The sequence below is a fragment of the Crenothrix sp. genome (assembly GCF_043729335.1).
GTDB lineage: Bacteria > Pseudomonadota > Gammaproteobacteria > Methylococcales > Methylomonadaceae > Crenothrix.
Genome location: NZ_JAYTLQ010000042.1, coordinates 15,924 through 38,704 on the forward strand (window position 1 = coordinate 15,924; position 22,781 = coordinate 38,704).

25 protein-coding genes are annotated in these 22,781 nt (G+C 42.2%); 10 read left to right on the plus strand and 15 right to left on the minus strand.

The window, feature by feature from the left end:
* Positions 1–30: 30 nt before the first annotated feature.
* Entirely contained in the window at positions 31–369 is a 339-nt protein-coding gene (locus ACHZC4_RS09185; protein ID WP_394753540.1) for a hypothetical protein, read from the plus strand.
* A gap of 174 nt (positions 370–543) precedes the next feature.
* Complete coding sequence (locus ACHZC4_RS09190; RefSeq protein ID WP_394753686.1) at positions 544–1,437, plus strand: FAD:protein FMN transferase; 894 nt, start codon at positions 544–546, stop codon at positions 1,435–1,437.
* A 152-nt stretch (positions 1,438–1,589) separates the two neighbouring features.
* On the opposite strand, the gene ACHZC4_RS09195 is transcribed toward ACHZC4_RS09190, so the two are convergent.
* From ACHZC4_RS09195 to ACHZC4_RS09225, 7 genes are all read right to left on the minus strand, one after another.
* Positions 1,590–2,261: an alpha/beta hydrolase gene (locus ACHZC4_RS09195; RefSeq protein ID WP_394753542.1), complete on the minus strand. Its 672-nt coding sequence runs from the start codon at positions 2,259–2,261 to the stop codon at positions 1,590–1,592.
* A 36-nt stretch (positions 2,262–2,297) separates the two neighbouring features.
* Complete coding sequence (locus ACHZC4_RS09200) at positions 2,298–2,711, minus strand: GFA family protein (protein WP_394753543.1); 414 nt, start codon at positions 2,709–2,711, stop codon at positions 2,298–2,300.
* A gap of 324 nt (positions 2,712–3,035) precedes the next feature.
* Positions 3,036–3,527 (minus strand): type II toxin-antitoxin system VapC family toxin, encoded by a 492-nt coding sequence (locus ACHZC4_RS09205; protein WP_394753544.1) that lies wholly within the window; start codon positions 3,525–3,527, stop codon positions 3,036–3,038.
* Positions 3,524–4,297, minus strand: coding sequence for a hypothetical protein (locus ACHZC4_RS09210; RefSeq protein ID WP_394753545.1), 774 nt, complete (start codon positions 4,295–4,297; stop codon positions 3,524–3,526). Before ACHZC4_RS09210 ends, ACHZC4_RS09205 begins: the two co-directional genes overlap by 4 nt.
* A gap of 153 nt (positions 4,298–4,450) precedes the next feature.
* A complete protein-coding gene (locus ACHZC4_RS09215; protein ID WP_394753546.1) occupies positions 4,451–4,675 on the minus strand; it encodes a helix-turn-helix domain-containing protein in 225 nt (74 codons plus the stop codon).
* Positions 4,676–4,681: 6 nt separating this feature from the next.
* A complete protein-coding gene (locus tag ACHZC4_RS09220) occupies positions 4,682–5,635 on the minus strand; it encodes a BsuBI/PstI family type II restriction endonuclease (protein WP_394753547.1) in 954 nt (317 codons plus the stop codon).
* A complete protein-coding gene (locus ACHZC4_RS09225) occupies positions 5,632–7,107 on the minus strand; it encodes an Eco57I restriction-modification methylase domain-containing protein (RefSeq protein WP_394753548.1) in 1,476 nt (491 codons plus the stop codon). Before ACHZC4_RS09225 ends, ACHZC4_RS09220 begins: the two co-directional genes overlap by 4 nt.
* Before the next feature lie 163 nt (positions 7,108–7,270).
* On the opposite strand from ACHZC4_RS09225, the gene ACHZC4_RS09230 reads away from it, so the two are divergent.
* Entirely contained in the window at positions 7,271–8,929 is a 1,659-nt protein-coding gene (locus ACHZC4_RS09230) for an ATP-binding protein (RefSeq protein ID WP_394753549.1), read from the plus strand.
* Between the two features lie 166 nt (positions 8,930–9,095).
* Here the strand turns inward: ACHZC4_RS09230 and smbP are convergent, their stop codons facing one another.
* Together smbP and msrA are read right to left on the minus strand one after the other, a co-directional pair.
* A complete protein-coding gene (gene smbP, locus ACHZC4_RS09235; protein WP_394753550.1) occupies positions 9,096–9,407 on the minus strand; it encodes a small metal-binding protein SmbP in 312 nt (103 codons plus the stop codon).
* A 209-nt stretch (positions 9,408–9,616) separates the two neighbouring features.
* Entirely contained in the window at positions 9,617–10,228 is a 612-nt protein-coding gene (gene msrA, locus ACHZC4_RS09240; protein ID WP_394753551.1) for a peptide-methionine (S)-S-oxide reductase MsrA, read from the minus strand.
* 387 nt (positions 10,229–10,615) lie between these two features.
* Here msrA and ACHZC4_RS09245 point away from each other — a divergent pair, with 387 nt between their 5' ends.
* The 5 genes from ACHZC4_RS09245 (at position 10,616) to ACHZC4_RS09265 (ending at position 14,101) form a co-directional block, all read left to right on the plus strand.
* Positions 10,616–11,098, plus strand: coding sequence for an SRPBCC family protein (locus ACHZC4_RS09245; protein ID WP_394753552.1), 483 nt, complete (start codon positions 10,616–10,618; stop codon positions 11,096–11,098).
* Positions 11,099–11,111: 13 nt separating this feature from the next.
* Positions 11,112–11,579 (plus strand): PAS domain-containing protein, encoded by a 468-nt coding sequence (locus ACHZC4_RS09250; RefSeq protein ID WP_394753553.1) that lies wholly within the window; start codon positions 11,112–11,114, stop codon positions 11,577–11,579.
* Between the two features lie 56 nt (positions 11,580–11,635).
* Positions 11,636–12,454, plus strand: coding sequence for a sterol desaturase family protein (locus ACHZC4_RS09255; protein ID WP_394753554.1), 819 nt, complete (start codon positions 11,636–11,638; stop codon positions 12,452–12,454).
* A 163-nt stretch (positions 12,455–12,617) separates the two neighbouring features.
* Positions 12,618–13,757 (plus strand): GNAT family N-acetyltransferase, encoded by a 1,140-nt coding sequence (locus ACHZC4_RS09260; protein ID WP_394753555.1) that lies wholly within the window; start codon positions 12,618–12,620, stop codon positions 13,755–13,757.
* A gap of 101 nt (positions 13,758–13,858) precedes the next feature.
* Positions 13,859–14,101, plus strand: coding sequence for a hypothetical protein (locus tag ACHZC4_RS09265; RefSeq protein ID WP_394753556.1), 243 nt, complete (start codon positions 13,859–13,861; stop codon positions 14,099–14,101).
* 75 nt (positions 14,102–14,176) lie between these two features.
* On the opposite strand, the gene ACHZC4_RS09270 is transcribed toward ACHZC4_RS09265, so the two are convergent.
* The 3 genes from ACHZC4_RS09270 to ACHZC4_RS09280 are packed head-to-tail and all read right to left on the minus strand — an operon-like array spanning position 14,177 to position 16,387.
* The gene (locus ACHZC4_RS09270; RefSeq protein ID WP_394753557.1) at positions 14,177–14,671 is read right to left on the minus strand and encodes a HugZ family protein; all 495 of its coding nucleotides are present in this window, start codon (positions 14,669–14,671) and stop codon (positions 14,177–14,179) included.
* Between the two features lie 37 nt (positions 14,672–14,708).
* Positions 14,709–15,191: a hypothetical protein gene (locus tag ACHZC4_RS09275; RefSeq protein WP_394753558.1), complete on the minus strand. Its 483-nt coding sequence runs from the start codon at positions 15,189–15,191 to the stop codon at positions 14,709–14,711.
* A gap of 29 nt (positions 15,192–15,220) precedes the next feature.
* Positions 15,221–16,387 (minus strand): carboxynorspermidine decarboxylase, encoded by a 1,167-nt coding sequence (locus ACHZC4_RS09280; RefSeq protein WP_394753559.1) that lies wholly within the window; start codon positions 16,385–16,387, stop codon positions 15,221–15,223.
* 94 nt (positions 16,388–16,481) lie between these two features.
* Here ACHZC4_RS09280 and ACHZC4_RS09285 point away from each other — a divergent pair, with 94 nt between their 5' ends.
* The gene (locus ACHZC4_RS09285; protein ID WP_394753560.1) at positions 16,482–16,691 is read left to right on the plus strand and encodes a hypothetical protein; all 210 of its coding nucleotides are present in this window, start codon (positions 16,482–16,484) and stop codon (positions 16,689–16,691) included.
* A 132-nt stretch (positions 16,692–16,823) separates the two neighbouring features.
* Here ACHZC4_RS09285 and ACHZC4_RS09290 read toward each other — a convergent pair whose 3' ends face one another.
* Positions 16,824–18,557 (minus strand): multicopper oxidase domain-containing protein, encoded by a 1,734-nt coding sequence (locus tag ACHZC4_RS09290; RefSeq protein WP_394753561.1) that lies wholly within the window; start codon positions 18,555–18,557, stop codon positions 16,824–16,826.
* 796 nt (positions 18,558–19,353) lie between these two features.
* On the opposite strand from ACHZC4_RS09290, the gene ACHZC4_RS09295 reads away from it, so the two are divergent.
* On the plus strand, positions 19,354–19,998 hold the full coding sequence (locus tag ACHZC4_RS09295; RefSeq protein ID WP_394753562.1) for a hypothetical protein: 645 nt from the start codon (positions 19,354–19,356) through the stop codon (positions 19,996–19,998).
* On the opposite strand, the gene ACHZC4_RS09300 is transcribed toward ACHZC4_RS09295, so the two are convergent.
* Both ACHZC4_RS09300 and ACHZC4_RS09305 read right to left on the minus strand, forming a co-directional pair.
* Complete coding sequence (locus ACHZC4_RS09300) at positions 19,987–21,375, minus strand: TolC family outer membrane protein (protein WP_394753563.1); 1,389 nt, start codon at positions 21,373–21,375, stop codon at positions 19,987–19,989. The two genes, ACHZC4_RS09295 and ACHZC4_RS09300, sit on opposite strands and share 12 nt — an antisense overlap.
* A 4-nt stretch (positions 21,376–21,379) precedes the next feature.
* A complete protein-coding gene (locus ACHZC4_RS09305; protein WP_394753564.1) occupies positions 21,380–22,780 on the minus strand; it encodes an HlyD family type I secretion periplasmic adaptor subunit in 1,401 nt (466 codons plus the stop codon).
* Between the last annotated feature and the right edge of the window lies 1 nt (position 22,781).

Sequence of the window (22,781 nt, forward strand, 5' to 3'; positions counted from 1 at the left end):
TCACCTAGTTAATTAACTTGGAGAAAACCCATGAAAATAAAATTGCTGATTACTCTACTTTTGACTTTTGGTTTACTGGCCGCCTGCAGCGAAATGAACCCGCATCCTATGGATATGAGTCTGGCCGTGCAAAACGCTGAATCTAAAGCCGATCATGAGGCTCTGGCGAAACACTATGAAGAAGCAGCGAAAGAAATGCAGAGTAAAGTTGAAGAACACAAGAAGCTTCTTAGTCAGTATCAGTCAAAAAGCTATCTCTATGGGAGACAGGCGCAAGATCTTAAAATGCATTGTCAAAGGCTGATTGATGTGTATGAAAAAGCTGCCGAGGAAAACTTGAATATGGCGAATATGCATCACCAAATGTAAACACCTCTTACAAACGAGGGAGTGATAATATCTCCATTCCCTCGCGATGCAAAAGCCTCTTTTAAGTTTTGAGCGCTTACTCCAGTACATGTTAACGGTTACCGAGTAGAACGCGATGCCGTATTATTGGCAACCTGGAGTTACAGTTTTGAAGTCATTAGCATCGGCTCGGTAATGATCTTTTACCAACGTGCCTTTAACGCAATGGGTTCGCCCTGCGACATACAGCTTTTTGCCGCCACACATGCACAAGCACTGCACGTCGCTAACATTGTCATTGCCGATGTGCAGCGTTTGGAGCAGCGCTATTCTCGCTATCGCCCCGACAGTTTTTTAAGTGACATTAACCGCGTTGCGGCGGTGGGTGGTTCAATCACTGTTGATGAAGAAACCGCCAGCCTGCTAAATTATGCCACCGCCTGTTACAAGCAAAGCAATGGCTTGTTTGACATTACTTCCGGCATCTTACGTAAAGTCTGGCGTTTTAATACCGGTTGTGTGCCACAAGCTCACGAGGTTGAAGCCTTGCTGGATAGAGTCGGTTGGCACAAACTGCGCTGGAAATCACCGGTACTCACCTTCCCTAGTGCTGGGATGGAAATCGATTTTGGCGGCGTAGTAAAAGAATACGCAGTTGATCGTGTTGCTGCCCTTTGTTGGGCATCAGGCATACGGCACGGGGTGATAAACTTGGGCGGTGATATTAAAATCATCGGCTCACGCGCAGATGGCGAACCGTGGCGCGTGGGTATTCGTCATCCCCGTGAAAAAGATACCATTATACAAACCATAAGCCTGCATAAAGGCGGCTTGGCCAGCAGTGGCGATTATGAACGTTGTATTGAAATCGATGGCATTCGTTATGGTCACGTCTTAAATCCCAAAACGGGTTGGCCAGTACGACACTTAGCCTCGGTTAGCGTGGTAGGGGATTTTTGTGTGGTCGCTGGCAGCGCCTCCACCATTGCTATGCTCAAAGAAGAACAGGGCCCCGCTTGGTTAGAAAGCTTGGGCTTGCCGTATTTATGGGTCGATGTACACGGCAATACCGGTGGATCGTTCGATTGATAGCATACGGGATTGTAAACTTGGATATTTCTCACACTTTTTGGTGCGTTAACCGGCCTTTAGCGAAAGATAAGACCAAATTATTAGAAGCGCTCTATTCTCTCCTATTTATTTAACTGCATAAGGAGAGAGTTTGGGACGAAGAGATAAAATCAACCGGCAAAAATCTCATTAATAAAGGCGGCAATATCATCAACCTCTTCCACGCACAAAGAATGCTCGATAACATAATCATGCCATCTGACATCATAACCCATGGCCACCAAGCCATCAGCGGCTTTTTTACCAATTTCAACATCAACAACTGTGTCTAAAATACCATGCGCCATAAAAATGGGCGTGGTGTTATTGGCCGGTGAGCGTTCTATTTTTAGTTGTTCTATAGTCGGCAAATAGGTCGATAAGGCGATAATACCCGCTAATTTTTGCGGATATTTTAACCCCGTATGCAGCGCAACTACGCCACCTTGAGAAAACCCAGCCAGTAGAATATTTTCAGAAGGAATGCCTTTGGTAATTTCTTCACGGATAAGTTGTTCTATTGCAGCGACAGATTGATAAATACCTGCAACATCAACTTGACGCTCCATGGACATTTCCAAAATATCGTACCAGGCAGGCATGTTTGCGCCACCATTAATAGTAACCGCTTGACTGGGTGCATTAGGAAAAATAAAGTGTATACCCGCTTCTTCATTCAAATGAAGACTGGGAACGATACTTTCAAAATCGTGCCCGTCCGCTCCAAGGCCATGCAACCAGATGACTGAATGCGTGTGCGCTGTGGTAGGTTCTATATTAACTGTGCTAAGTTTTGCGTCCATAAATTATCCATACGGCTATCAAGTTAAAAAAGGCTATCAGTTAGTAAAATTACCGCTAAATTTAGGTAACAGCGGATCCATATAATCCCAGGGCTGCGCTTCTGATACCCATATATCCTTACTAGGTTTAAAAATACTCGGATCATCTAAAGTAGCTGCCGCAACAGGCCTCACTTCGGTAAATGTATTATTTCTGCCAAACAAAGAGCTGCCGCACTCAGGACAAAAGCCCCGATACATAATATGTCCGCTTGCCGCTGGCGTGGCATATTCTTTGTAGTTTCCGGTAATGTGCAGCGCTGACGCTAGAACAAACATGGCCGCCAAATAAGGCGCACCTACAGACTTTTGGCACGTGCGGCAATGACAATTAAAACCGCTTAACGGTTCTGCAGAAATTTCATAACGTACCGCACTGCAACAACATCCCCCTGTAATAGGAAGTTTCATGACGTTCTCCTTGTTATTCCGCGGTAAAACCTTGCTGTTGGGACTCTACCACAAACAAAAAGGTTTCCGATATTAAACATTGGGCGTAAATATAGTCTGTCTATATATCATTGGCAATAAAAAACCTACCCAGACATTATAACTTGCGGGTTTTTTTATATTTTTAAAAACATTTGGTATAGGTGATTGAACTTGTTAATCTAGACGTTTGGTTGGCAAAAACGAATACATGGCTTATTCAAAGCAAAATTTTAATCGCCCGTATTCTTCACAAAAGTATGGGTTTTTTGTGCCCAACTCTGCGAATGATAAAGCCCTATTCAATTACGTAAAACAGTCAAGACCCTTCTGGCCATCCAATCGCAAGGCACTGGAATCAAAACCGTCGATTAATTTTATCGCTCTAACGTTCAAATTGTGCGAACTTCGCAATCGCTCGCAATATTTGTAAAAAGTCTTTGCGTCATCTGTCAGGATGAAGGGGATATTTTCATGCAGGGCTTGCGCTATTATTTTAATATCATCTCGAATCACTACCCGATTATCACCACTATCACGTCCATCAAGTAGATTCCAGATACGTGCAGATTCTATTGAATGCGGAATATTGAATGGAAGCGATCGGAAATTTTTGAGTGTTAAGTCAGTAATTGCTTGTTTGATAGCAAATTCTGCTGCCACGATGGCGGAGAAATAGATGGGCAACTGTTGTTCAAGTAGTAATTTATAATACTGCGCTGCAATAGTATGATTAGCTCGGTTTCGGTCAACAAGTGAAATTAAAAAACTCGTATCCAGCAAAACAGATGCTGTCATGCTTGGCTGCCACGTATCATCTCCAACCAAGATGTTGTGTCAGGTACATTCGCCCATGCTTGGGTCCCTCGTTCTACCATTTGATTAAATTCATAATCATCGTAGCTGGGTTGATGGTTTTCAAAAGCAAGTAATCTTAAATGACGCAATTCACCGGTAAGCAAATTTTCCTCTGCGGTTACATGGAGCAACGCAGAACGATATAAACGGTTTTGTTCACCTTGTGCCAATAAATCCTGAGTTGAATCGATTGTCAGGGTTGCGCCAGTTTCTATTTTAAGATGGACATTGACTCTGGTGCTTCCACCCATATCAACAACAGTGCCGTGTAAGTACTTTTCCACATGTACCCACGCATCTTCAGTTTTTCGGAAGTTGGATGTTGAGTCTACTGCAAAAGATATTTTAGTTGATGGGTCTGCAATAAAATATCGTCTATGCGGATTCTTTTGAGCTGATGCTTGCCAGCGTTCCACTATGCTGGCTCGTTTCGAGTCAATTAAATTGAGTGAATCTTCTGACTTTAAATGCGCAAGGTCACTCCACAGGGTAGTTGCGGCCAGCAGTCCAGTCGCCACAAAAGCTAAAGAGCCGTTCTCTATGGAAATTACAACCTTAGATGGGTCAACATCACGGTTTGATCCTTTTAAAAACTCGCTCACGTCTTTTTGAAATTCGCCCAGTAACGCCAAGCTGACATGTGACGGACTAACTTCAACATCATTGATGCTGTCATTAACGGCGAAACGTAGTTGGTTGATTGAATTCATAATTTTTAGGTATTACAAGACTTTTGTTGGTTATATTATAGGCCTAGTATGTATTGAAGGGAAGGCTTTAACATTAGTCTGTGATGTTGACCGGCAAGCCATGAAGGTGGCTGAACAGCGCTTAAAAACATTGCTGGCAGAAATCAAAAAAACTCACTGAGTTGCTTTCGCTGTTATAACCATTGTAGCTTTTTGTAACGATGGCATATTCCAGCTTACTTGAAAACCAAGCTTGTCCAACATATCGAATAACGCATCTATGGTGAATTTTTCAATTTTGGCATTCACTAAATCGGATATGCGTGATTGTTTGACTCCCAGTTGTTCAGCGGCTTGTGCTTGTGTCCATTGTTTATTTTCTATTAAACGGCTCAGCATGATTTATTAGGGTTCATTGTATGGCCCAAGAAAGCGCACACCGTTAAAATGAATCAGATGCGATGGAGCATCTGCTACCCAAACTTCCGTTTCCCATGCTATTTCACCTAGATACCGACCCATGATGGAGCGATTCGGGAATGCAGTCACATAGACCAACCCGGCTGTTAATCCGCCAAACAACTTGGCCAATTCGGCATGTCGTTTGCCGTCAACTGGGCCATGACTGGTGACTGACTCAATTAACAATAGCCAGTTTCTATCAACGAAATACAGAACCACATCAGGCATTTTACCGTGCGAATCAACATCGACACCTAACTTAACCAGTAAGGGTGCATCGAAATAACCCCATTTGTCACCTGTATCACCAGCATAGACCAACAGGCTGCCTGGTGCAAAACGAGGGCCAAAATCTTCTACAATAGCGCGGATTAATTCGCTATGTTCACCTGGACTGAGGGTGATTTCCTTACCTGGTGCAATCTGCATGGGTATACGATTTTGATCACGCTCCATTGCGTACTTTGCTGCTAGCGTTTGATTTAAAGATAAATAAGTCGTCAGGTTGTCGTGCCATTCTGTGGTGTTGAAACTGCGTAACAAAGTCAGCACAGCAGGGGCAATTTGATAAACAGCCTTTGGGCTGTTCACTGAACGATCTGGCTTGTCAGGATTATAGAGCGCAATACCCGCATCAACGAACTGGTGTATTGTCTGTCGCCGAAACGTCTCCCGTGAGTTTGGCGCATATTCCTTGCCGTAGTGTTCACGAGACCAGTCCATAATCGGCGTAATGCCTACAAGTGGATTTTCAACCTGCGCCCACGTCTTGCTAGGGGTAAGATTCAACAATGCTAACAGACACAGAGCCGATCTCTCGTTATGCTGTCCACGAGGCAAACCCAGAGAAATGAGGATTTGATGCGCCTCGTCGATATGATTGTTATTGGTCGTCATGCGATCAGTTTTTCCAATTGCTCATCGATAATTATCTGCGTAGGATCGTCGCTATACTTAGCCCATTCTCCAAGCGTAATTAGAGCTTTTCGACTCGGATACTTCATCATCTTAAGGTCGGTTGCATTGACTTGGGTATGTCCACTCGAACGACGAAAATTTTCATCAACACCTGTTGTATTTAGGTAGATAGCTAAGCCTCGCGCAAGTGCTTCTGGCAAACCGTGTTTATTTTCATGGTATATATTTAAGTGATTCTCTATACCCAGCATTTCAGCGTCGCCAAAGGTGCTTGGCTGCACAACGCTGGCAACGATGCGTCGCCTTTCTTCCTTTGATGAAAAACGACGCACTACACAATAGAAACCATTAGGATAAAGCCATTTTTCCGTCTCAGAGTTACGCTGAATAGCATTTGGCTTCTTAATGCCAAGTTTTGGCCATTCTATGTTAAGCCCGGTAAAGTGAGCGGGATAGAGCAGTGGCACAGTGCCAGATTCAGCCATTTCACGAAGATGATCTTTCATTCTAAAATCGACAACGGGCCCTGTCGACACCTTAATACCAACATCCTCTAATGAACAGTGAATTGCGGTTGAAAGTTCGATAATGTTGCGCTCGGGCGAAGTCGGTACATGAATGAAACGTTCGGAATCATCGGGAAACATGATTCGGTTGAATGGATGTGTATGCGTTACGAGATCAGTGAAGCTGTCATCAGTCGATGTGGTCACCGTTACGTCAGTTTGTTGACCATCACGCTCAAGCAACAAAATAACATTCTCTTGCAGAACATCATCATCCTTGAATGCCTTGTTACGCGAATCGAACAAATGTATATGCCGAATTGCAGCCCGTTCCACTATAAAATCACGAAAAGGTCGGTAATATGGCCCATTGCAGAAGCTGCGAGGAATGATTGCAACGATTTCCCCACCCGGATCCATCATCGCCAGCGCCAAGGCAACAAAAGCAGAATAGAGGTTGACCGTTTCTATGCCTACCTCTCGGAGCAATAGGCGATAGCGGGAGTTGCTGCTAATTTTTTTATAGGGAGGATTCAAGATGGCATGGGTGAATCCATTGCTAAAATTAAATTGTATTCTGTTGACAGCCTGCTCAATAAAATCATCGCCCAGTATTTCATAAGCAAGCGGTAGTCTGTTCTTATAACTGGAGAGCGAGTTATTTAATGCTTCGTGAATAAGGTTGTCCAATTCGAAGGCGGTTATTTCTATTTTTTTAAAATTTAATTCCGCAGCAATACACCGTTCAAGAAAGGCACTTGAAAGTGAGCCGATACCTGCACCGGCATCAAGCAAACGACAATCGAAAATATCTTTTGCTGTAAATAAGCTGGCCATAAACTGAGCCGTTCTTGCAGGTGTAAAAAATTGACCAAGTTGTGATTTTCGTTCAGCCTGAGTATTTTTTGATATTTTTAATCTTGTTTGCTCAATGGTGGCTAGCAATGGTAGGTCCTCTGATGTACTCAGTCCGATTATAAAGCAAAATCCCAAAACCTACCCAACTGTGCAAGATCCCTTTCCGCACCGTCCCATAATCCATCAAGCACCCACTCACAATCCAAAAATCGACTAAGCTTATGACTATTTACTTAAGCTCAGTTGCGTTATGTCTCAAAACCACCTCACCAATTTAATCGCTTACGTCTGTGAAGTACGCGGCGATGGCATGGATGCCAGAATCACCGAACAGTACACCACCAACTTACCCATGCTAACTATAGGCAATGACCAAATGTTGGCCGGCGGTATCGGCAGCTACGTCGTTGTCCGCCAAGCCCGCATTAGCCTATTGGCATTGGTGTCTAAAATTTGGGAAAAAGATCACTTCACCAATGGCACGCGTCAATCAGAACGCTTTATCGCCCTGATTCCGGTCGGCGAAATCGACACAGACAACCGCTTTATTCGCGGCGTGCGCCAATTTCCAACCCCCGGCGCAGAAGTCTATGCCGTTGGCCTTAACGAAATTAACGCCATTTTCTCCAAATTCAGTGATTACGGTTTTTTTGTCGGCCAACTTGCTTCACACAAGGAATATCACGTCAGTCTTGATCCCCGGACATTTTTCGGTCGCCACTTTGCCATCATTGGCCAATCTGGCGCAGGTAAATCCTGGACAGTCACCAGCATTATCCAAAATGCCATTAAAGCTATGCCGCATGCGCATATCATCATGCTGGATTTACACGGCGAATATTGCTGGCGAGATAACAAAGGCAAGCTGCAATCGGCTTTTGCAGAAGATCAGGTGAATTATATTGATGCGACATTAATGGAGATGCCGTATTGGTTGATGACCTACGCCGAGCTGGTTGATTTGTTTATTGACCGCTACGATCCCGGCAGCAGTATGCAAAAATCCTATATGCGTGAAATTATCCAGCAACTCAAACGTAAAGAAGCCAAACGCATCGGTTTAATGTCGGTTACCGTCGATACACCCATCTATTTTTCCTTGATGGAACTGTATATGCAATTTAAGGCCGCCAATGAAGAAATGAAGGAGTTTGGTAAAGTGCATGGTGCCTTGTTTGGGCAATTTGACGAATTTATGATCAGAATGCAAAGTCGCTTCAACGATGTGCGTTATGATTTTTTATTAAAACCCAAAAAATCCACCAGTTCCGAGAGCATGGCGGGTATTTTGCGCCAGATTGTTGGCGGCGGAGCCCATAAAGCTAATATTACCGTGGTAGATTTAAGCTCGGTACCGGTAGGCGTTAGGCCCTCGGTGTGTTCGCAAATTGGTCGTTTGGTCTATGAATTCAATTACTGGAACCCTAAACGCCGCGAATTTCCTATTACCTTGATTTGTGAAGAAGCCCATGCGTACATTCCGAGAGAACAAGGCGGGCAGTTTGAAGGCACAAAAAAAATGATGGAACGTATTGCCAAAGAAGGCCGTAAATACGGTGTTTCCATTGGCGTGGTCAGCCAGCGCCCTACCGAATTATCGGAAACCATGCTGGCGCAGTGCAGTTCTTTTATTTGTCTGCGTACTTCTAACCCGGAAGATCAGGCTTATATTAGAGGATTGGTACCCGATGCCGAAGGTGATTTGACTGATATTCTCACCTCGTTAGGAAGAGGCGAAGCCTTGGTATTGGGTGAAGCGACACCTTTACCCATGCGTGTACAAATTTATAGACCCAATCCAGAACCTAAAAGTAACGACGTCGATTACTTTACTCATTGGCAAAATGGCATTGATGATCTGAATGTGGATGAGATTGTTAATTTATGGCGTACTCAAACTAGAAAATAAAAGCCACCTGCTTTAGCGGGTGGCTTTTAGGTATGCGTCCACCTCCCCCTATGAAGAAGGGAGAGTTTACGAGGGGTGGAGGGGGATTTATTTAAAAAATCTCCCCTAACCCCTCTTTTTCAAAGAGGTGGACTGAACGGTTACGCTAGAAACAACTCAATCTAGGCTAATCATCCACTGCTTTCAAATGGGTAACTGCTTCTTTGGCCGCTGCTTTAGCCATATCTGCATGGCCCAGTTTTGCATGCTCTGCCGCACTATCCAAACTAGTTAACGCCATGTTTAAATGCTCACTGGCGGTTTTAGCATGGTTCTTGGACATGTCGACATGCTTCATTATATCTGCTGGAGTTGACGCATCGGCAGCTTCTTTAGCATGTTTCAGTGCTTCATCGATATGATCATCCTCTGCCGCATACACGCTGAAATTTGCACTTAACGCTAATACCAGTGGTAACAAAAGTTTTAATAATTTCATAAAATGACCTCTTTAATAAGCGATTAAAATAGGTTTAATCATGATATTTTTAGTTCATGGCTAAACTTAGTTGCCAATGTAAGCACAGGTTACATTGAGAGCTTAATTTAAGAGATAATTTTAATACTGTCTGTGCTCCAGCGCACAGAGCCCTGTTTATTAAAACGTTATATTACTTAAAAAATTTACGAGATTCTTCGTATTACTTTCTAACCCCATACTTTACTAAGGCGACGGTCACGACCGCAGGTAAAGCGATAAAATTTATAAATGTAAGGATTTTTAAGGTAATAATCCTGGTGATAATCTTCAGCAGGAAAAAATTTTCCGCTACCTTTAATGGCTGTAACAATAGGTTTACCCATAAATTTTTCCTGGATGGCTACCTTTGATGCTTCAGCAAGTTGCTTTTGTTTGGTATTGGTATAAAAAAGGGTCGCCTTGTATTGATCGCCTTTATCACAAAATTGACCATTATTATCAAATGGATCTATATTACGCCAAAAGACTTCAAGTAATGTTTCATAGCTGATTTTAGAGGGGTCATAGGTAATTTTAACAACTTCCGAGTGCCCTGTTTTACCATTTGAAACTTCTTTATAAGTAGGATTTTCAGTATGTCCGCCAGTGTAGCCAGATATAGTTTTAATAATTCCAGGCAAGGGCTCGAAAACAGCTTCCATACACCAAAAACATCCACCTGCAAAAATGGCCTCCTCTGATTTATTAGCCATACTATTTTCAGCCCCTGCATTACTAACACCTAAAAAACAGTTAATTAAAACAACGTAAATGTAATTCAACAAAATTCTTTTTATCACTTATGCAACACCTTGAGAGAAACGTTATGGAGTATATTTAGCTTAGACCACCCAAAAACCAAACTGTACTCAATATTACTGGACTCTTTAAATCTTGAATTAGATTTTTTCACAGTGAGTTAGTTGTAACGGTAAATTGCAAAAATACAAATTATCTTGCAGATATGCGGCAAGAATTCTCACAACTTTAATTTTAATGTGAATTTGCTATTCGCTTAAAAAAAGATAAGTTAATTTTTATAGTTTGGTTTTTTAAATAAGCTTTACCACTTTAAGATGCTTAAAAATTAATAAAGTTGTCTATTTTATAGAATAAAACTGAATTTTTAGAGGTCTCGTAGCTCGAACTGGCGAAAAGCTAATTATTTTTGACTGGAGACACTTTGTATGAACATTTTTGATATTTCCCGACCGGTATTAGGTAAGGCCCGTATTGAAATAAATAAGCCTCTAACCTATGTGTTTTGTTTTGTAGGCGAACATTTTTTTGATAACTACCCTAAATGGGCCGTAGAAGTTTCGGAATTTAAACCTTTAACGGGCACGGATGTTTTTGTAGGGGCAAGGGCACACCAAGTACGCCTTGAACAAGGGCAAAAAGTAGAGTCAATTTTTGAGGTAGCGGAGTTTGAATCGCCCAAAAAAATGACTTTAGTAGGGGTTACTGCCCAATTTAAAAACACCTATAGCTTTACAGCACGCGATGATCAGAACTTAACAGACCTGGAATTTTCTTTTGAACTGATGGAACTAGATATCTTCATGCGGCCATTTGAAAAGTTGATTCGCATGGCGATTGAAGAAGGCGCTGAAAATACGGTAGAAAATATTAAAAATTTATTGGCTGACGGGTCTTCAAACCCAATTTAACGAGGGGTTTTATATGAGTTTTGTTGTTGAAAAAGATAACGGGTTAATTCCGCAAATTCTTTCGTCTATATTGGACGAATGTGTTAACGGCGTAACCTTAGCAGATCCGGATTTAGAAGGAACGCCCATTATTTATGCTAATAAGGCTTTTGAAAATTTAACGGGGTATTCCCAAGAAGAAATTATCGGCCATAACTGCCGTTTTCTCCAAGGCATTGATCGAGAACAGCAAGCCCGCTACCAAATTGCTGATGCTGTTAAAAATCATCAACCAATTGAAGTGACGCTCAGAAATTACCGAAAAAACGGCGAATTATTTTTTAACCGCTTAAAAATAACGCCACTTGTTAACCGTAAAGGGAATGTTATTTATTATCTGGGTGTTCAGTATGACGTCACCTATCAGGAAAACGCCAAAAATGAAATTCAGGAGCTTACCCGTTTATTGGGTAGTAAGTTACCAGCGGCTGATCTTTATTAATTTTGTTAGATATGCAGTAAAACACTCTTTTGTGAATTTCTCACCGGTGAAAAAAAATGCAAACCGATACAATTAACATGCTTCCTAGTCAAATATTGTTTGGCTTTGCTATGCTTGGGTTTTTCGCTTTAGTGATTATGGAAAAACTAAAACCTTACCGACGCTTTACCAACACTATAGGGAAAGCGTCTTTTGTCACCAACACCACCGCATTTTTATTTAATAATGTCATTCTGACTGCATTACGTGCCACTTCGCTATTCTTTGTAGCGCAGCAATTTTCCTCACACGGACTGTTGAGCGGCATGGGAAACAACCCTATTAAATGGCTGTTTAGCTTATTACTCTATGATTTAGCTATCTACGCCTGGCATGTTCTGAGCCATAAATATGAATTTTTATGGCGATTCCATAAGGTTCACCATAGTGACAAAAGCTTTAATACCTCTACCGGTTTTCGTTTTCATGTTTTTGATTTGTTCCTGGAAATCTTATACAAGTGCTTATTTGTTATCCTTATTGGCGTAGATGCCAACATAGTGTTGGTGATTGAAACCATACAATTGTTTTTTATATTTTTTCATCATTCCAACCTTACCTTTAGTAATGAAAAACAGCTGTCGGAATTTATTATTACGCCGTCACTGCACCGTACCCATCACTCTACTTTACGCAGTGAACACGACAGTAACTATGGGATCGTTCTGGCATTTTGGGATAAACTGTTTGGTACCCGTCAGGAAGTCGTTCCGCAAAAAATTGGCTTGGATATCATCGAAGCGGACAATTTTTTGCAGCTTTTTTTCCTGGCTTTTATTACCGAAAGGCGTATTAGGAAGTTATTGCAGATTATTCCCCGGGGCAAAAAGATTTAGGTGGTGATGATAAATAATAGCCCTAAAACCATTAGAAAACGCTTATACAGACGCTAGACTTAAATCTCTACGGGTTAAATTATTCGGTAAAATACCTTATAAACGCCCAGTGATGGGTTTAATTGATGCTATGCTGCGATTTTAATGGCACTTGTGTTTAAAAATGCACGTAAAACAAATCAGAAGCATGACCCAAGTAGACGCTACGGACTGGAATGGACTGACCGGTGTAGCTTACCCTTTTATACGCCATGAATTTTTATGGGCGCTGGAGCAAAGTGGTGCAATCTGTGAAGATACCGGATGGTCAGCAGCGCATTTATTAGTCATGGATGATGACAAGCAATTAATTGCCCTCATGCCACTGTATTTAAAGCAACATTCTTGGGGCGAATATGTATTTGATCATCAATGGGCAAAAGCTTATCAGCAGCAAGGACTTGATTATTACCCAAAATGGCTAACCGCCATTCCGTTTACGCCGTGCCAGGGCGCAAGGCTGGTGATTAAAGACGGTATGGATCCGCTTGAAGTCATGCCGCTATTACTGGAATTTATCAAACAGCTTTCCGAACAAGCAGGAATTTCATCGTGGCATTGTTTGTTTCCAATTGAGCAACAAGTCGTACAACTGCGCTCTCTGGGTTTAAGCATTCGTGGAGGTGTGCAATTCCACTGGTTTAACCACGGTTACCAAGATTTTAATGATTTCCTGCAAGCCATGAGCGCCAGCAAGCGCAAGATGATCAAGCGCGAACGTCGCCGCGTGCAGGAACAAGGTGTTCAATTAGTACGCTTTGTTGGCAGTGATGTGAATGCTGAACAGTGGCAGGTGTTTTTTGAGTTTTACACCATGACGTATTTAAAAAGAGGCTCATCGCCTTATTTAAATCTGGCGTTTTTTCAGCAGATAGCAGCAACAATGGGCGAGCAATTATTGCTCGTTTTGGCGTTTAAAGACAGCAACCCAATTGCAGCTGCGTTAAGTTTTGTCGGTGAAGATACCTTATATGGTCGTTATTGGGGATGTTTTGAAGACTATAACAGCTTGCATTTTGAAGCCTGTTATTACCAAGGTTTGGATTATTGCATTGAACATGGCCTACAGCGTTTTGATTCTGGCGCACAAGGCGAGCATAAAATTGCCCGGGGCTTTGAGCCCATCACCACGTATTCTGCACACTGGATTAAAGATACGCGGTTTGCAAAAGCTATTGACCAATTCGTGATGAGCGAACAAGCATTACTACAGAGCTATAAAACCGATACCGCTTCTTATCTGCCGTTTAAACGGGAAAGGTAATTCGTGATAATCTGTAATCTCAAAGAGCTTCAAATCAATATTCTATGGTTGCTGATTTGAGTTTTAACATCGCTAGAGACCGCTCTGGCTTAGGAGGCAATATGAATCAATTATTTGAAAAAATATCTCGCGCCTTACACAGCGCCCAGGATGCTAAAACCAGCATTGATCTCCCTGAAAAAACCATCAGCACTGCCGCTGTTCCTAGCCCTGAAGAGCCAAAAGAGCTGCATAAAGGCAGAAGGCGTGTCAAAGAGAGTTACACCAGTCATTGGGATTTGGATTATTTGCCGCGAGAAGAAGCTGAAAAAATCCTGAGAGGAGAGAGCAACCGACCTCATTGAGGCTATGATGAATCTGCACTATATCAAGTAAAAGCATGGCTGCGGCGTTTCCATAAAGCCCAGTTTTACATGATTTTAAATATGCAGCAAAGAGCCATCATTAACATCAATTTTAAAGGCTCTGCCAAAACCAACGACGTATCGCCCCGTTTCTGGACGCAAGGCAAACAAATGGAAATCTGATAATGAACGCAACACGTTAACCACCTCACCAAACTTATCGTGCATGGCGTCTAGACTGTCCGAGTAGATTATCTCATCTCGGCTTATTTCTTCAACGCGGCAATTTAACACCACCCGCTCCCGTGCAAAAAGATTAGCCGTTTCAGATTCCGAACGGATAAACAATATTGAAGCGTGCGGGTTAGCCATTAGATGAGCCGTATGACAAGCCATTTCGCTGATGTAAATATAAAACACACCGGCTGGGTCACACACAAAAGGTGCGTAGCTGATGTCAGGACTACCGGTTACTGAAGCTGTTGAAAGCAACAGGGTTTGCTGTGATGCCATCAGCATCTGGTAGCTTTTGATAAAGTCTTCAAGTTCGTGTTGGCTTATTTCACTCATTGATTGTTGCTTTTAAGTTTAATGTAAAAAAATGAAGCTATTCGAGCGTGTTATTTTTTACGCGCGTGCCTAGTAAATAATCAAACCAAGGCCAAGTAACACACCAGTTTGCAGAACAGTTGCCACCCAAATGATGCTCATAATGCCATCTCAGGTGTTTTCGCGCCCAAACCGGATCAAGATGTGCGCGGCGGTGTTTATAGTAATACAGCGCCAAAGACAGATAGATTGCGGCGACAAATGCAGGAAACAATTCTGCCATTGGCCAATGCATTAAGACAATAGCGGCCAGCACGACCAATTCCTTGCTTTGGGTATTCCAGGTGCTTAACTTTAAATGTTGATAACCAAGATCGAGCATAGCATTTTTGGCACAGATAGCATGGTGCTCATACCAGTGATACGCCCAGAAACTGTGTCTATTTTTTCCCAATGCGTGCAGTATATACTTATGCATAAACCACTCACCTGCATTGGCATACACTAAACCTAACAGAAACTGCATCACCAAAGTCAGCATAAGATCCCCAAACTATAATAATCATTAAATCAAATAGCCCTGGCATGCAACACGTTATCAGATACCCATTGCTGACAATAATCTTCATAGCTATCTTGTTTTATAATATCAAAGCGACCACCATTCCACACTGCCATACTGGGCAGCGCATAACCATTAAAACGATTGGCTTTAATCAAACTATAAGCGCCGACATTTTTAAACACCACTTTATCGCCCACCTTCAGGGCTTCCTTAACACGGTATTCACCAAACACATCACCTGCAAGGCACGTACAGCCCGCTAAAACTACCTCGTATTTGCCTAGCTCATCATGTTCGTGCAATTCAGGCGGTCGCTGGTATTCAAACACCTCAGGGTTATGATTGACCGATGTATCGAGTATGGCAATAGTTTTACCCTCACTCACAAAACTATCCAGCACAGTTGCCAGCAAATAACCTGCATTGCCGACTACCGCTTTACCGGGCTCAATATATACATCGATAGCAAAATCTTGTTTTAGTTTCAAAACCAAATCAACAAAGGCTGTATGATCTTTAATAGCAGAAAAAAGATAACCGCCGCCTAAATTAATCCACTTGAGCTTAGCCAGCTTATCACTCATATACTCACGCAGCTTAGCTACCGTTTTAAGCAGCGGCATAAAATCAAGCGCCGAAAATACCGTATGGATATGCAAGCCTTGTACTTGGTCAATACTATTTGATAGCCATAAAGTATCAATATCTACGCCCAACTTTGAGTGCTTTCTACACGGATCAAATCGCGCATCATTCGCAAAGGATAACTTGGGATTAACGCGCAAACCTAGGGATGACCTGACTTTAACGGCATCAGCAAACTGCTGGTATTGCGTTAAGGAATTAAAATTGATATGGGTAACTATTCCCGCTAATGCGGCAATTTCATCGGGCTTAATGCCGGGCGTAGTTAAATGAATCTGACCTTTTCTGCCAATAACATGATGTGCCAACCGCGCTTCAAACAAAGAGCTCACCGAAAAACCATCAACAAATGGCTTGGCTATTTCAAGTACTACAGATGCTGGCAATGCCTTTATTGAATATAATATTTTTACGCCACATTGCTGACGCAAACTCGCCAAAACCCTTAAGTTAGCTACGATTTCCGTTGCATCCAGCACAAATACAGGGGAAGATAAAACGGTGGCCTTAACGGTTTGAATATCCATAATTAACGAGTTCCTTTTGACCAAAACCTAGCGCGTGGTATTTATGAATTTAAGACAGCTATCAACAAAAATAACGTCATTAACAGGTAGGAATATGTTTGATATTCTAATTTTTTTAATATTGGCGGGCGTAGTTATCAAACTCATCAGCTTGAATACCAGTGTCACCGTTGATGATGACACCTGGAATGAATTTAAAACCCAGCACAACTGCCAATTGCAAAAAAGTGCTTATGGCAACCAAGAAGCGAGCTGGTTGTGTGATGATGGAAAAGTTTATTACCGTTGGCGGCAACAACGTTAATCAGTAAATAAAAAATTTGTACTACTTTAGTCCCCCTCTTTGAAAAAGAGGGAGGTGAATGGTTATAAAAATTTGAGTATTTAATAAGCTAGAAACGCAAAACCTTGCATCTCTAGCTTCAACCTAAACTGATTAGCGTTGGTTTTTTATTAATTTACGTGCATGATCAATAAGTACCTGTCTTTTAGTAATCAGGGTATAAGCCAACAAGCCCATGATTAAACCAAAAAACAAATTACCTATTGTAGAGCTCTGTTCCGGAGGTGTAACGCCCATGGGCGTTTTTACCGCTGGCGGAACAGCTACTTTAGACGGTTGATATTCTGCATTTAAATCAGGCAGGCCTAAACTGCGCCACGCATCATAATCTTGCCAAATAGGATACTTGCCTTTCCAGTGATCTTTACTAAAATAAGGCGCTAAGCTCATACCGTGTATATTAGGAATACCTTTATCATCCAAAAATTCCTTATAAACCACCAGACTAATATCACCACCCTCACCTATACCATTAGTGGTAAAGGCTTTTTCAACGTGATCATGAAACATCCAGACACCGGGTCCAAAGCTGTGCAACCCGTCGTCAACCCCACTTAACTCCAAATCAAGACGTTGGGCTGGCTCCATTCCAAAGACATCACGTTGGATATGGGAGTTTGGTCCGTTGTCTACCCCATCGTAATGGGTAATCGTGGGTTTATGGCCATGAAAATGCAATGCCATACTTTCAGTGTGGCCACCCAGTACGCGCAACTTGACCAATTTATCTTTATCCATTTCAATCAGTGATTCTCTGATTGTATAAGGCCACGAGCGGCCATTGAGCATGTAATAATCATCTATCGAATCGGTGATGTCGTATTCCATGTTCATGTGTTTAGCAATTAAACGGGGATCATTCGCTGAACGAGCGACCACTTCGTGTAATTCTTTATCCGCCGATTGATAATGCAAATCGTATTCACTGGCGTATTTTTCGCTAACCGCTACCGAAGGATGACGTACTTGCCCTGCCCCGACATTTAAGGTTTGTACCCAATTATTAGGCCGATTTTCTTCAACCACAAATATACCCTGCAATCCCATAGAGATATGCGTGTGCGGCTGGACGTGGCAATGGTAATACATGGTGCCGGGTTGGCGCGGTTTAATCACGTAAGTTTTGGTTTCGCCGGGCATGGTATCCATATTACTGGTTTGCCCCACGCCGTCATTGCCATTACCACCGCGGTCCATAAACGGATGGTCGATTCCATGTAAATGGATGGAATGCGGCAAATAATGGGTATTTTCTAAAACTATCCATATAGTATCGTCCTGCTCTACCCGAATAACCGGCGACGGTACGCGCAATAACGGGTTGGCAATCGGTTCATAAATGCTAAGTGTGGACATATCACGCGTTTTTGGTGCATACACCCAAAATGTTGGCTGAATTCCAGGCGCAATATCAAATGTTGTGATAGGCGATTTAACATCAGGCGAACGACCATTCAACTCAACAACTTCCAGTTTAATGATTATTTTATCTGGATCGCCATCACCATCGACATCATCGGACATGGTAATAGCATCAGCAGCTAACTGTGTTTCCATTAATGTTTCCATGGAAATATTGTTAGTGCCCTTAACAAAAGCAGCAATATCAGCAGGATTATCTGGATTACAGAGTTTTGATTCCTGTATGGCCACGCCATCAATAACTTGCGCTTTACGCCATTCAGGATCGGTAAAATTGGAACAGACATCCTCTGGCGACGTGATATCAACCTTTGCGGAAGGAGGTAAATCAGTCGCGGCCTGACCCTCTAAATGTGCAAAAAGCAGCACAGTGCTGCCGATAACGGCAAGAAGGTTTTTTCGCATACAACGCCTCAAAAAATTATGTAAAGAATTAACGCGCCATTTGCAGCGCTGGAATCAAATACTGGGTACTCATTTTACCTGAATAATGTGAACTGATGTTATTGCACAGCTAATGAAAAATACAACATCCTCATGGATCACTTGCTTAACCCTTAAGATAGCTACTTTATCTATTGAATACCATTGTTTTGTGTAGCAACTAACGGGAAGGTAATTTATTTTCCGTAGCTAGAATAACACCATCGCGCATTAGACTAATAACGCTATAGGTCTAAAATCTCGTGCGCTCTCCCAGTCTGCACTTAATCCTATCTGCTAATTTTGTAGAGTCAACAAAACTTGGCACGTTTTTAGTATGATTAGATGACTGTCTGGATGAATCACTTTAGCTATAGCTTTTGCAAATCAGGTACCCAACAACTCTGACCAGTTCCAAGCTCAAACGTGCGTTAAGCTCTCATATTTTTGTGGTGGACTGCAAAAGCCCTGCTTTACTGGTAGATTTTTATGAAAATTCGTTGTGAGCCATATTTATATCTGCCAGCAATGGCTAGCATGATTGACTATTAGTCAGCTTTTAATTTTTGACTATTAATACTGGCTTATATTAATTTCAAATACGTGACACAGATCACAATATTTGAAGCTAAGATCACACAAGTACAATAAAAAAACTATTATTACTTATAAATGAACCCTTGGCTGAGCGCAGCTCATTCAAAAATTACTTTTATTGATTTAAGCTTGTTTTGCGATTGCCGCATTGCAGAAAAGGTTATCCGTTGAGATTAAAATTATGACAGAATCAATAGTAACAATCGTTCTTGGTTCGTTTGTTATCTGGAATTTAGTGACCCGATATCAAACTATTAACAGTCACTCATTTATAAAAAATGCTCAAATTACTGTGTTTATTTTTGCGTCTTTCGCTGTAGGCTTAAGCATGGTAAACGCAGATAAAACAATAAAAATAGCGCATTTACTGGAGCAACACCATTCACTTAAAATGCTGTTATTTGCTTCACCGGCTTTACTGCCCATCATTTTTAAAGTATTGCAAGGATCAACTTTTTCGTCTGCCTTCACGTTAAATGCAGATGTTATTGTCATGCCCCTGGTTATGTTTTTTACCCTAAAGTTTTTCTTAATTCCAGAAAATCATAAGCTATTTCTGATGCTCTACTTTATAACATTTTTTATTGCTTTGGGATTTATTCATAGCGTATTAGGCGGTATTCTTGCCAGTTTCAACATTGCGCTAATGGTTGCCAGTTTTTTTAATCACAGCGTCCTATCTATAGATTTGAACAGTTTATTCGACTTATTTGAACAAGTGGGGGTCGCATCACCGGCTATTAAATGGTTTATTCTTATTGCATCCACATTAGTCGGATTAAATGGTAGCCTGAGTAGCCAATGGCTGAGGGAGCTACTGCGCTGATTTAGTCGGATTCTTTTTAGCTAGGTCAGATTTTTCAGGGGTAGTGCCTGCCACCAACCAGCTGTTCAATTTAATAACTTCATCAGCAAGTAGTCGCCCTGCCTGATAATACAACATGCTGTATGCCTTAATGTAGCGATAACGCGCCTCACGCTGTATTTTACGAGACTCGGAAAGCTGCTTTTCGGCATTGAGCAAATCAACAATAGTAACCACCCCTAATTCATAGCCTTCTATCATGGCATCTCTGGATTTCTCACTGGCCTCTAGCTGGCGATCAGTCGCTAGGCTACGTGCTGGCGAAGAGGTCATATCCAGATAAGCGGCACGGGTTTTTTGTTCCAGTTCACGCAATTTTTGTTCGCGTCTGGCTTCATTAAGTCCTTTTCGGCCTTGAGCTTCCTTTACAGTCGCGCTGGTAATACCGCCTTCGTAGAGTGGAATAGTGGCTTCAACACCTAAAGTACCTATATCGAAAGCCGGAGATGAGTTTCCACTACTGGTAAAAGCCGTATCGTTGTAGGTACCGCTTACTTGTAATTCAACACGCGGCAAATGTCCCGCTTGATAACCCGTAATACTGCGTTTGGCAGAATCAACAGCATAATTCAATGCTTTCAAATCAGGATTAAGTTTTCCCGCATCATCTATCCAAGTTGCAACATTATTTTGAGGCGGTGTCTGGTTAAAATTTAGACGAACCGACTGAACACTGGTTACCTTGTCACCGGTTAATTCGCGCAATTTTTCCAAGGCAATATTGGCCTCATTGTCACTGTCGATTAACTCGGTACGTAAGGTTTCAGTTTTTGCCTGTATTGTGTAAAGATCGGTAATTAAAGCTAATTGTCGTGATTGCAGACTCTCTACGCGTGCGAGCTGTTTCACAGTAGAGTCCAATTCAGTAGCAATAATTTCGCGCTTATCACTGGCTTCCAGTGCTTCCATATAACTGTCAACAAGATCGACTATCAATTTTTGATGAGCTGCCTGTAATTCTTCCTCTTTCTGCGAAGTTTGGGCTTTTTGGCTTTTCATCAATAGATACGCTTTTGCATCAAACAAAGGCTGACGGGCATTGATGCTGGCAACGTTACCTTCAAATTGATCATCTTGGACAGGCCTTATAACTTGCCCACGTTGGTTTCGAGTTTCTTCCGAATGAAATCGATTCAAAGAATAGTTGCCTCTAATACTAACTTTAGGCAATAACTGACCAAAAGCTTGATCTTCCTGGGCACGAGCCACCTCTAAAGCGAATTCACTGCCACTGAGTTCAGGCGATGCCAAGACAGCTCGTTTATAAAGCGACAACAAATCATCAGCACACACTGGCAGACTAACTAATAACATTCCTAAATAAATAAATGGTCGCACGCGCCTAATCCTCAATTAACGAGCGAGCAAATATATTACTGAACGGTTGTGCTAAATATTCAAAAAAAGTACGGTCGCCCGTATTAATCAGCACTTCAGCAGGCATACCGGGCATTAAAATCAATCCGCGCTTGCGCAATTCTTCCAGCCCAGCTTTATCCACCTCTACTTTGGCCAGATAATAGCTAGGTTGCTGCTGATTTCTTTCATCCAGCATTATATCGGCAGACAACTTCATAAGACGGCCATCAACTTTCGGTGTTTTAGCACTTTTAAATGCGCTAAACCGAACTTCAGTACTTTGGCCAATATGCACCCGATCAATATCCACAGGTGAAACCCGCGCTTCCACAATTAATTTTTCCTGTTGCGGTACAATATCCAGCAAATTTCCACCTTCACCCGGCTGGCCAGGCTGAGAACCCGGCGCAATAACCGCACCTACCGTGTAAATCTTAAGATTCATGACCATACCGGCTTCTGGCGCCTTGATAAGGGTGCGGGTAACGGTATCATTTAGCCATTCAATTTTTTCCCGCAACTCAGAAAGCTCGGTCTGAACCTTACTCAACTCATCAATAACTTCCTTCTGAAAATCTTTGTCAATCTGCAAGACTTTCAAACCAATTTCACTGATTTGCGTTTGTGCGGTGGCAATATCAGCAACAAAATTACCATGGTCGCCTTGCGCTTCCGTAAGACGGCGCTCCAGTTCGCTGACCTTGGGCCTTTCCACGTAACCTTTAACGAGCATGGCACGCATATCTGTCAAATCTTTATTCAAGGAGTTGGCTAAATTATTACGGCTAAATTTTTGAGATTTAATACCTTCAATCTTAGCCAATAATTGCTGGTGTTGTTCTTTTAGTATTCCAATTTGACCCTGGCGTGACTGCCTACGCACGACAAAGGATTGGGTCTGGACGCGCATAGCTTCCTGCGCCCTCACGTCTTTGTTTTCATTTTTTAGGCTTTCAGGATAGTTAATGGCCGCTTTGCCATCTCTTTCGGAAATTAACCGTGCTTCACGGGCTAAGGCAGAAAAAAACTGGCCGCGCAAGGTTTGCAACTGCGCCTTAGAAGAAGTGTCTTCCAGTTCTATCAGAATTTGGCCTTTGCTGACCATATCGCCATTATGAATATGAATGGCTTTAACAATACCGCCTTCCAAATGCTGTACTGTTTTATGCTCACCTTCGACTTTAATACTACCGGGCGCTAAGGCTGCACTCCCTAGCGGTGCCCAATAAGCCCAGCCGCCCAGAAATACAAAAACAAACAGGATAATGCAATAGCCCAAGTATCGGACGGGGCGGTCATCTGAAAAACGTACCAAATCTGCCTGGGCAGGGTCTTGAAGGGAGGCCGCATTAGATTTTTTAGCTGGATTGATTAATAAACTCATC

Bases quoted from the DNA above. Each gene is read 5' to 3' on its own strand.
- ACHZC4_RS09280 (WP_394753559.1), bottom strand. From the start codon at position 16,387: ATGGATATTCAAACCGTTAAGGCCACCGTTTTATCTTCCCCTGTATTT.
- ACHZC4_RS09305 (WP_394753564.1), bottom strand. From the start codon at position 22,780: ATGAGTTTATTAATCAATCCAGCTAAAAAATCTAATGCGGCCTCCCTT.
- ACHZC4_RS09230 (WP_394753549.1), top strand. From the start codon at position 7,271: ATGTCTCAAAACCACCTCACCAATTTAATCGCTTACGTCTGTGAAGTA.
- ACHZC4_RS09275 (WP_394753558.1), bottom strand. From the start codon at position 15,191: ATGCTGACTTTGGTGATGCAGTTTCTGTTAGGTTTAGTGTATGCCAAT.
- ACHZC4_RS09200 (WP_394753543.1), bottom strand. From the start codon at position 2,711: ATGAAACTTCCTATTACAGGGGGATGTTGTTGCAGTGCGGTACGTTAT.
- ACHZC4_RS09250 (WP_394753553.1), top strand. From the start codon at position 11,112: ATGAGTTTTGTTGTTGAAAAAGATAACGGGTTAATTCCGCAAATTCTT.
- ACHZC4_RS09270 (WP_394753557.1), bottom strand. From the start codon at position 14,671: ATGAGTGAAATAAGCCAACACGAACTTGAAGACTTTATCAAAAGCTAC.
- ACHZC4_RS09295 (WP_394753562.1), top strand. From the start codon at position 19,354: ATGACAGAATCAATAGTAACAATCGTTCTTGGTTCGTTTGTTATCTGG.
- ACHZC4_RS09210 (WP_394753545.1), bottom strand. From the start codon at position 4,297: ATGAATTCAATCAACCAACTACGTTTCGCCGTTAATGACAGCATCAAT.
- ACHZC4_RS09220 (WP_394753547.1), bottom strand. From the start codon at position 5,635: ATGACGACCAATAACAATCATATCGACGAGGCGCATCAAATCCTCATT.
- ACHZC4_RS09215 (WP_394753546.1), bottom strand. From the start codon at position 4,675: ATGCTGAGCCGTTTAATAGAAAATAAACAATGGACACAAGCACAAGCC.
- ACHZC4_RS09260 (WP_394753555.1), top strand. From the start codon at position 12,618: ATGCACGTAAAACAAATCAGAAGCATGACCCAAGTAGACGCTACGGAC.
- ACHZC4_RS09255 (WP_394753554.1), top strand. From the start codon at position 11,636: ATGCAAACCGATACAATTAACATGCTTCCTAGTCAAATATTGTTTGGC.
- ACHZC4_RS09185 (WP_394753540.1), top strand. From the start codon at position 31: ATGAAAATAAAATTGCTGATTACTCTACTTTTGACTTTTGGTTTACTG.
- ACHZC4_RS09190 (WP_394753686.1), top strand. From the start codon at position 544: ATGATCTTTTACCAACGTGCCTTTAACGCAATGGGTTCGCCCTGCGAC.
- ACHZC4_RS09245 (WP_394753552.1), top strand. From the start codon at position 10,616: ATGAACATTTTTGATATTTCCCGACCGGTATTAGGTAAGGCCCGTATT.
- ACHZC4_RS09195 (WP_394753542.1), bottom strand. From the start codon at position 2,261: ATGGACGCAAAACTTAGCACAGTTAATATAGAACCTACCACAGCGCAC.
- ACHZC4_RS09290 (WP_394753561.1), bottom strand. From the start codon at position 18,557: ATGCGAAAAAACCTTCTTGCCGTTATCGGCAGCACTGTGCTGCTTTTT.
- ACHZC4_RS09205 (WP_394753544.1), bottom strand. From the start codon at position 3,527: ATGACAGCATCTGTTTTGCTGGATACGAGTTTTTTAATTTCACTTGTT.
- ACHZC4_RS09285 (WP_394753560.1), top strand. From the start codon at position 16,482: ATGTTTGATATTCTAATTTTTTTAATATTGGCGGGCGTAGTTATCAAA.
- smbP (WP_394753550.1), bottom strand. From the start codon at position 9,407: ATGAAATTATTAAAACTTTTGTTACCACTGGTATTAGCGTTAAGTGCA.
- ACHZC4_RS09265 (WP_394753556.1), top strand. From the start codon at position 13,859: ATGAATCAATTATTTGAAAAAATATCTCGCGCCTTACACAGCGCCCAG.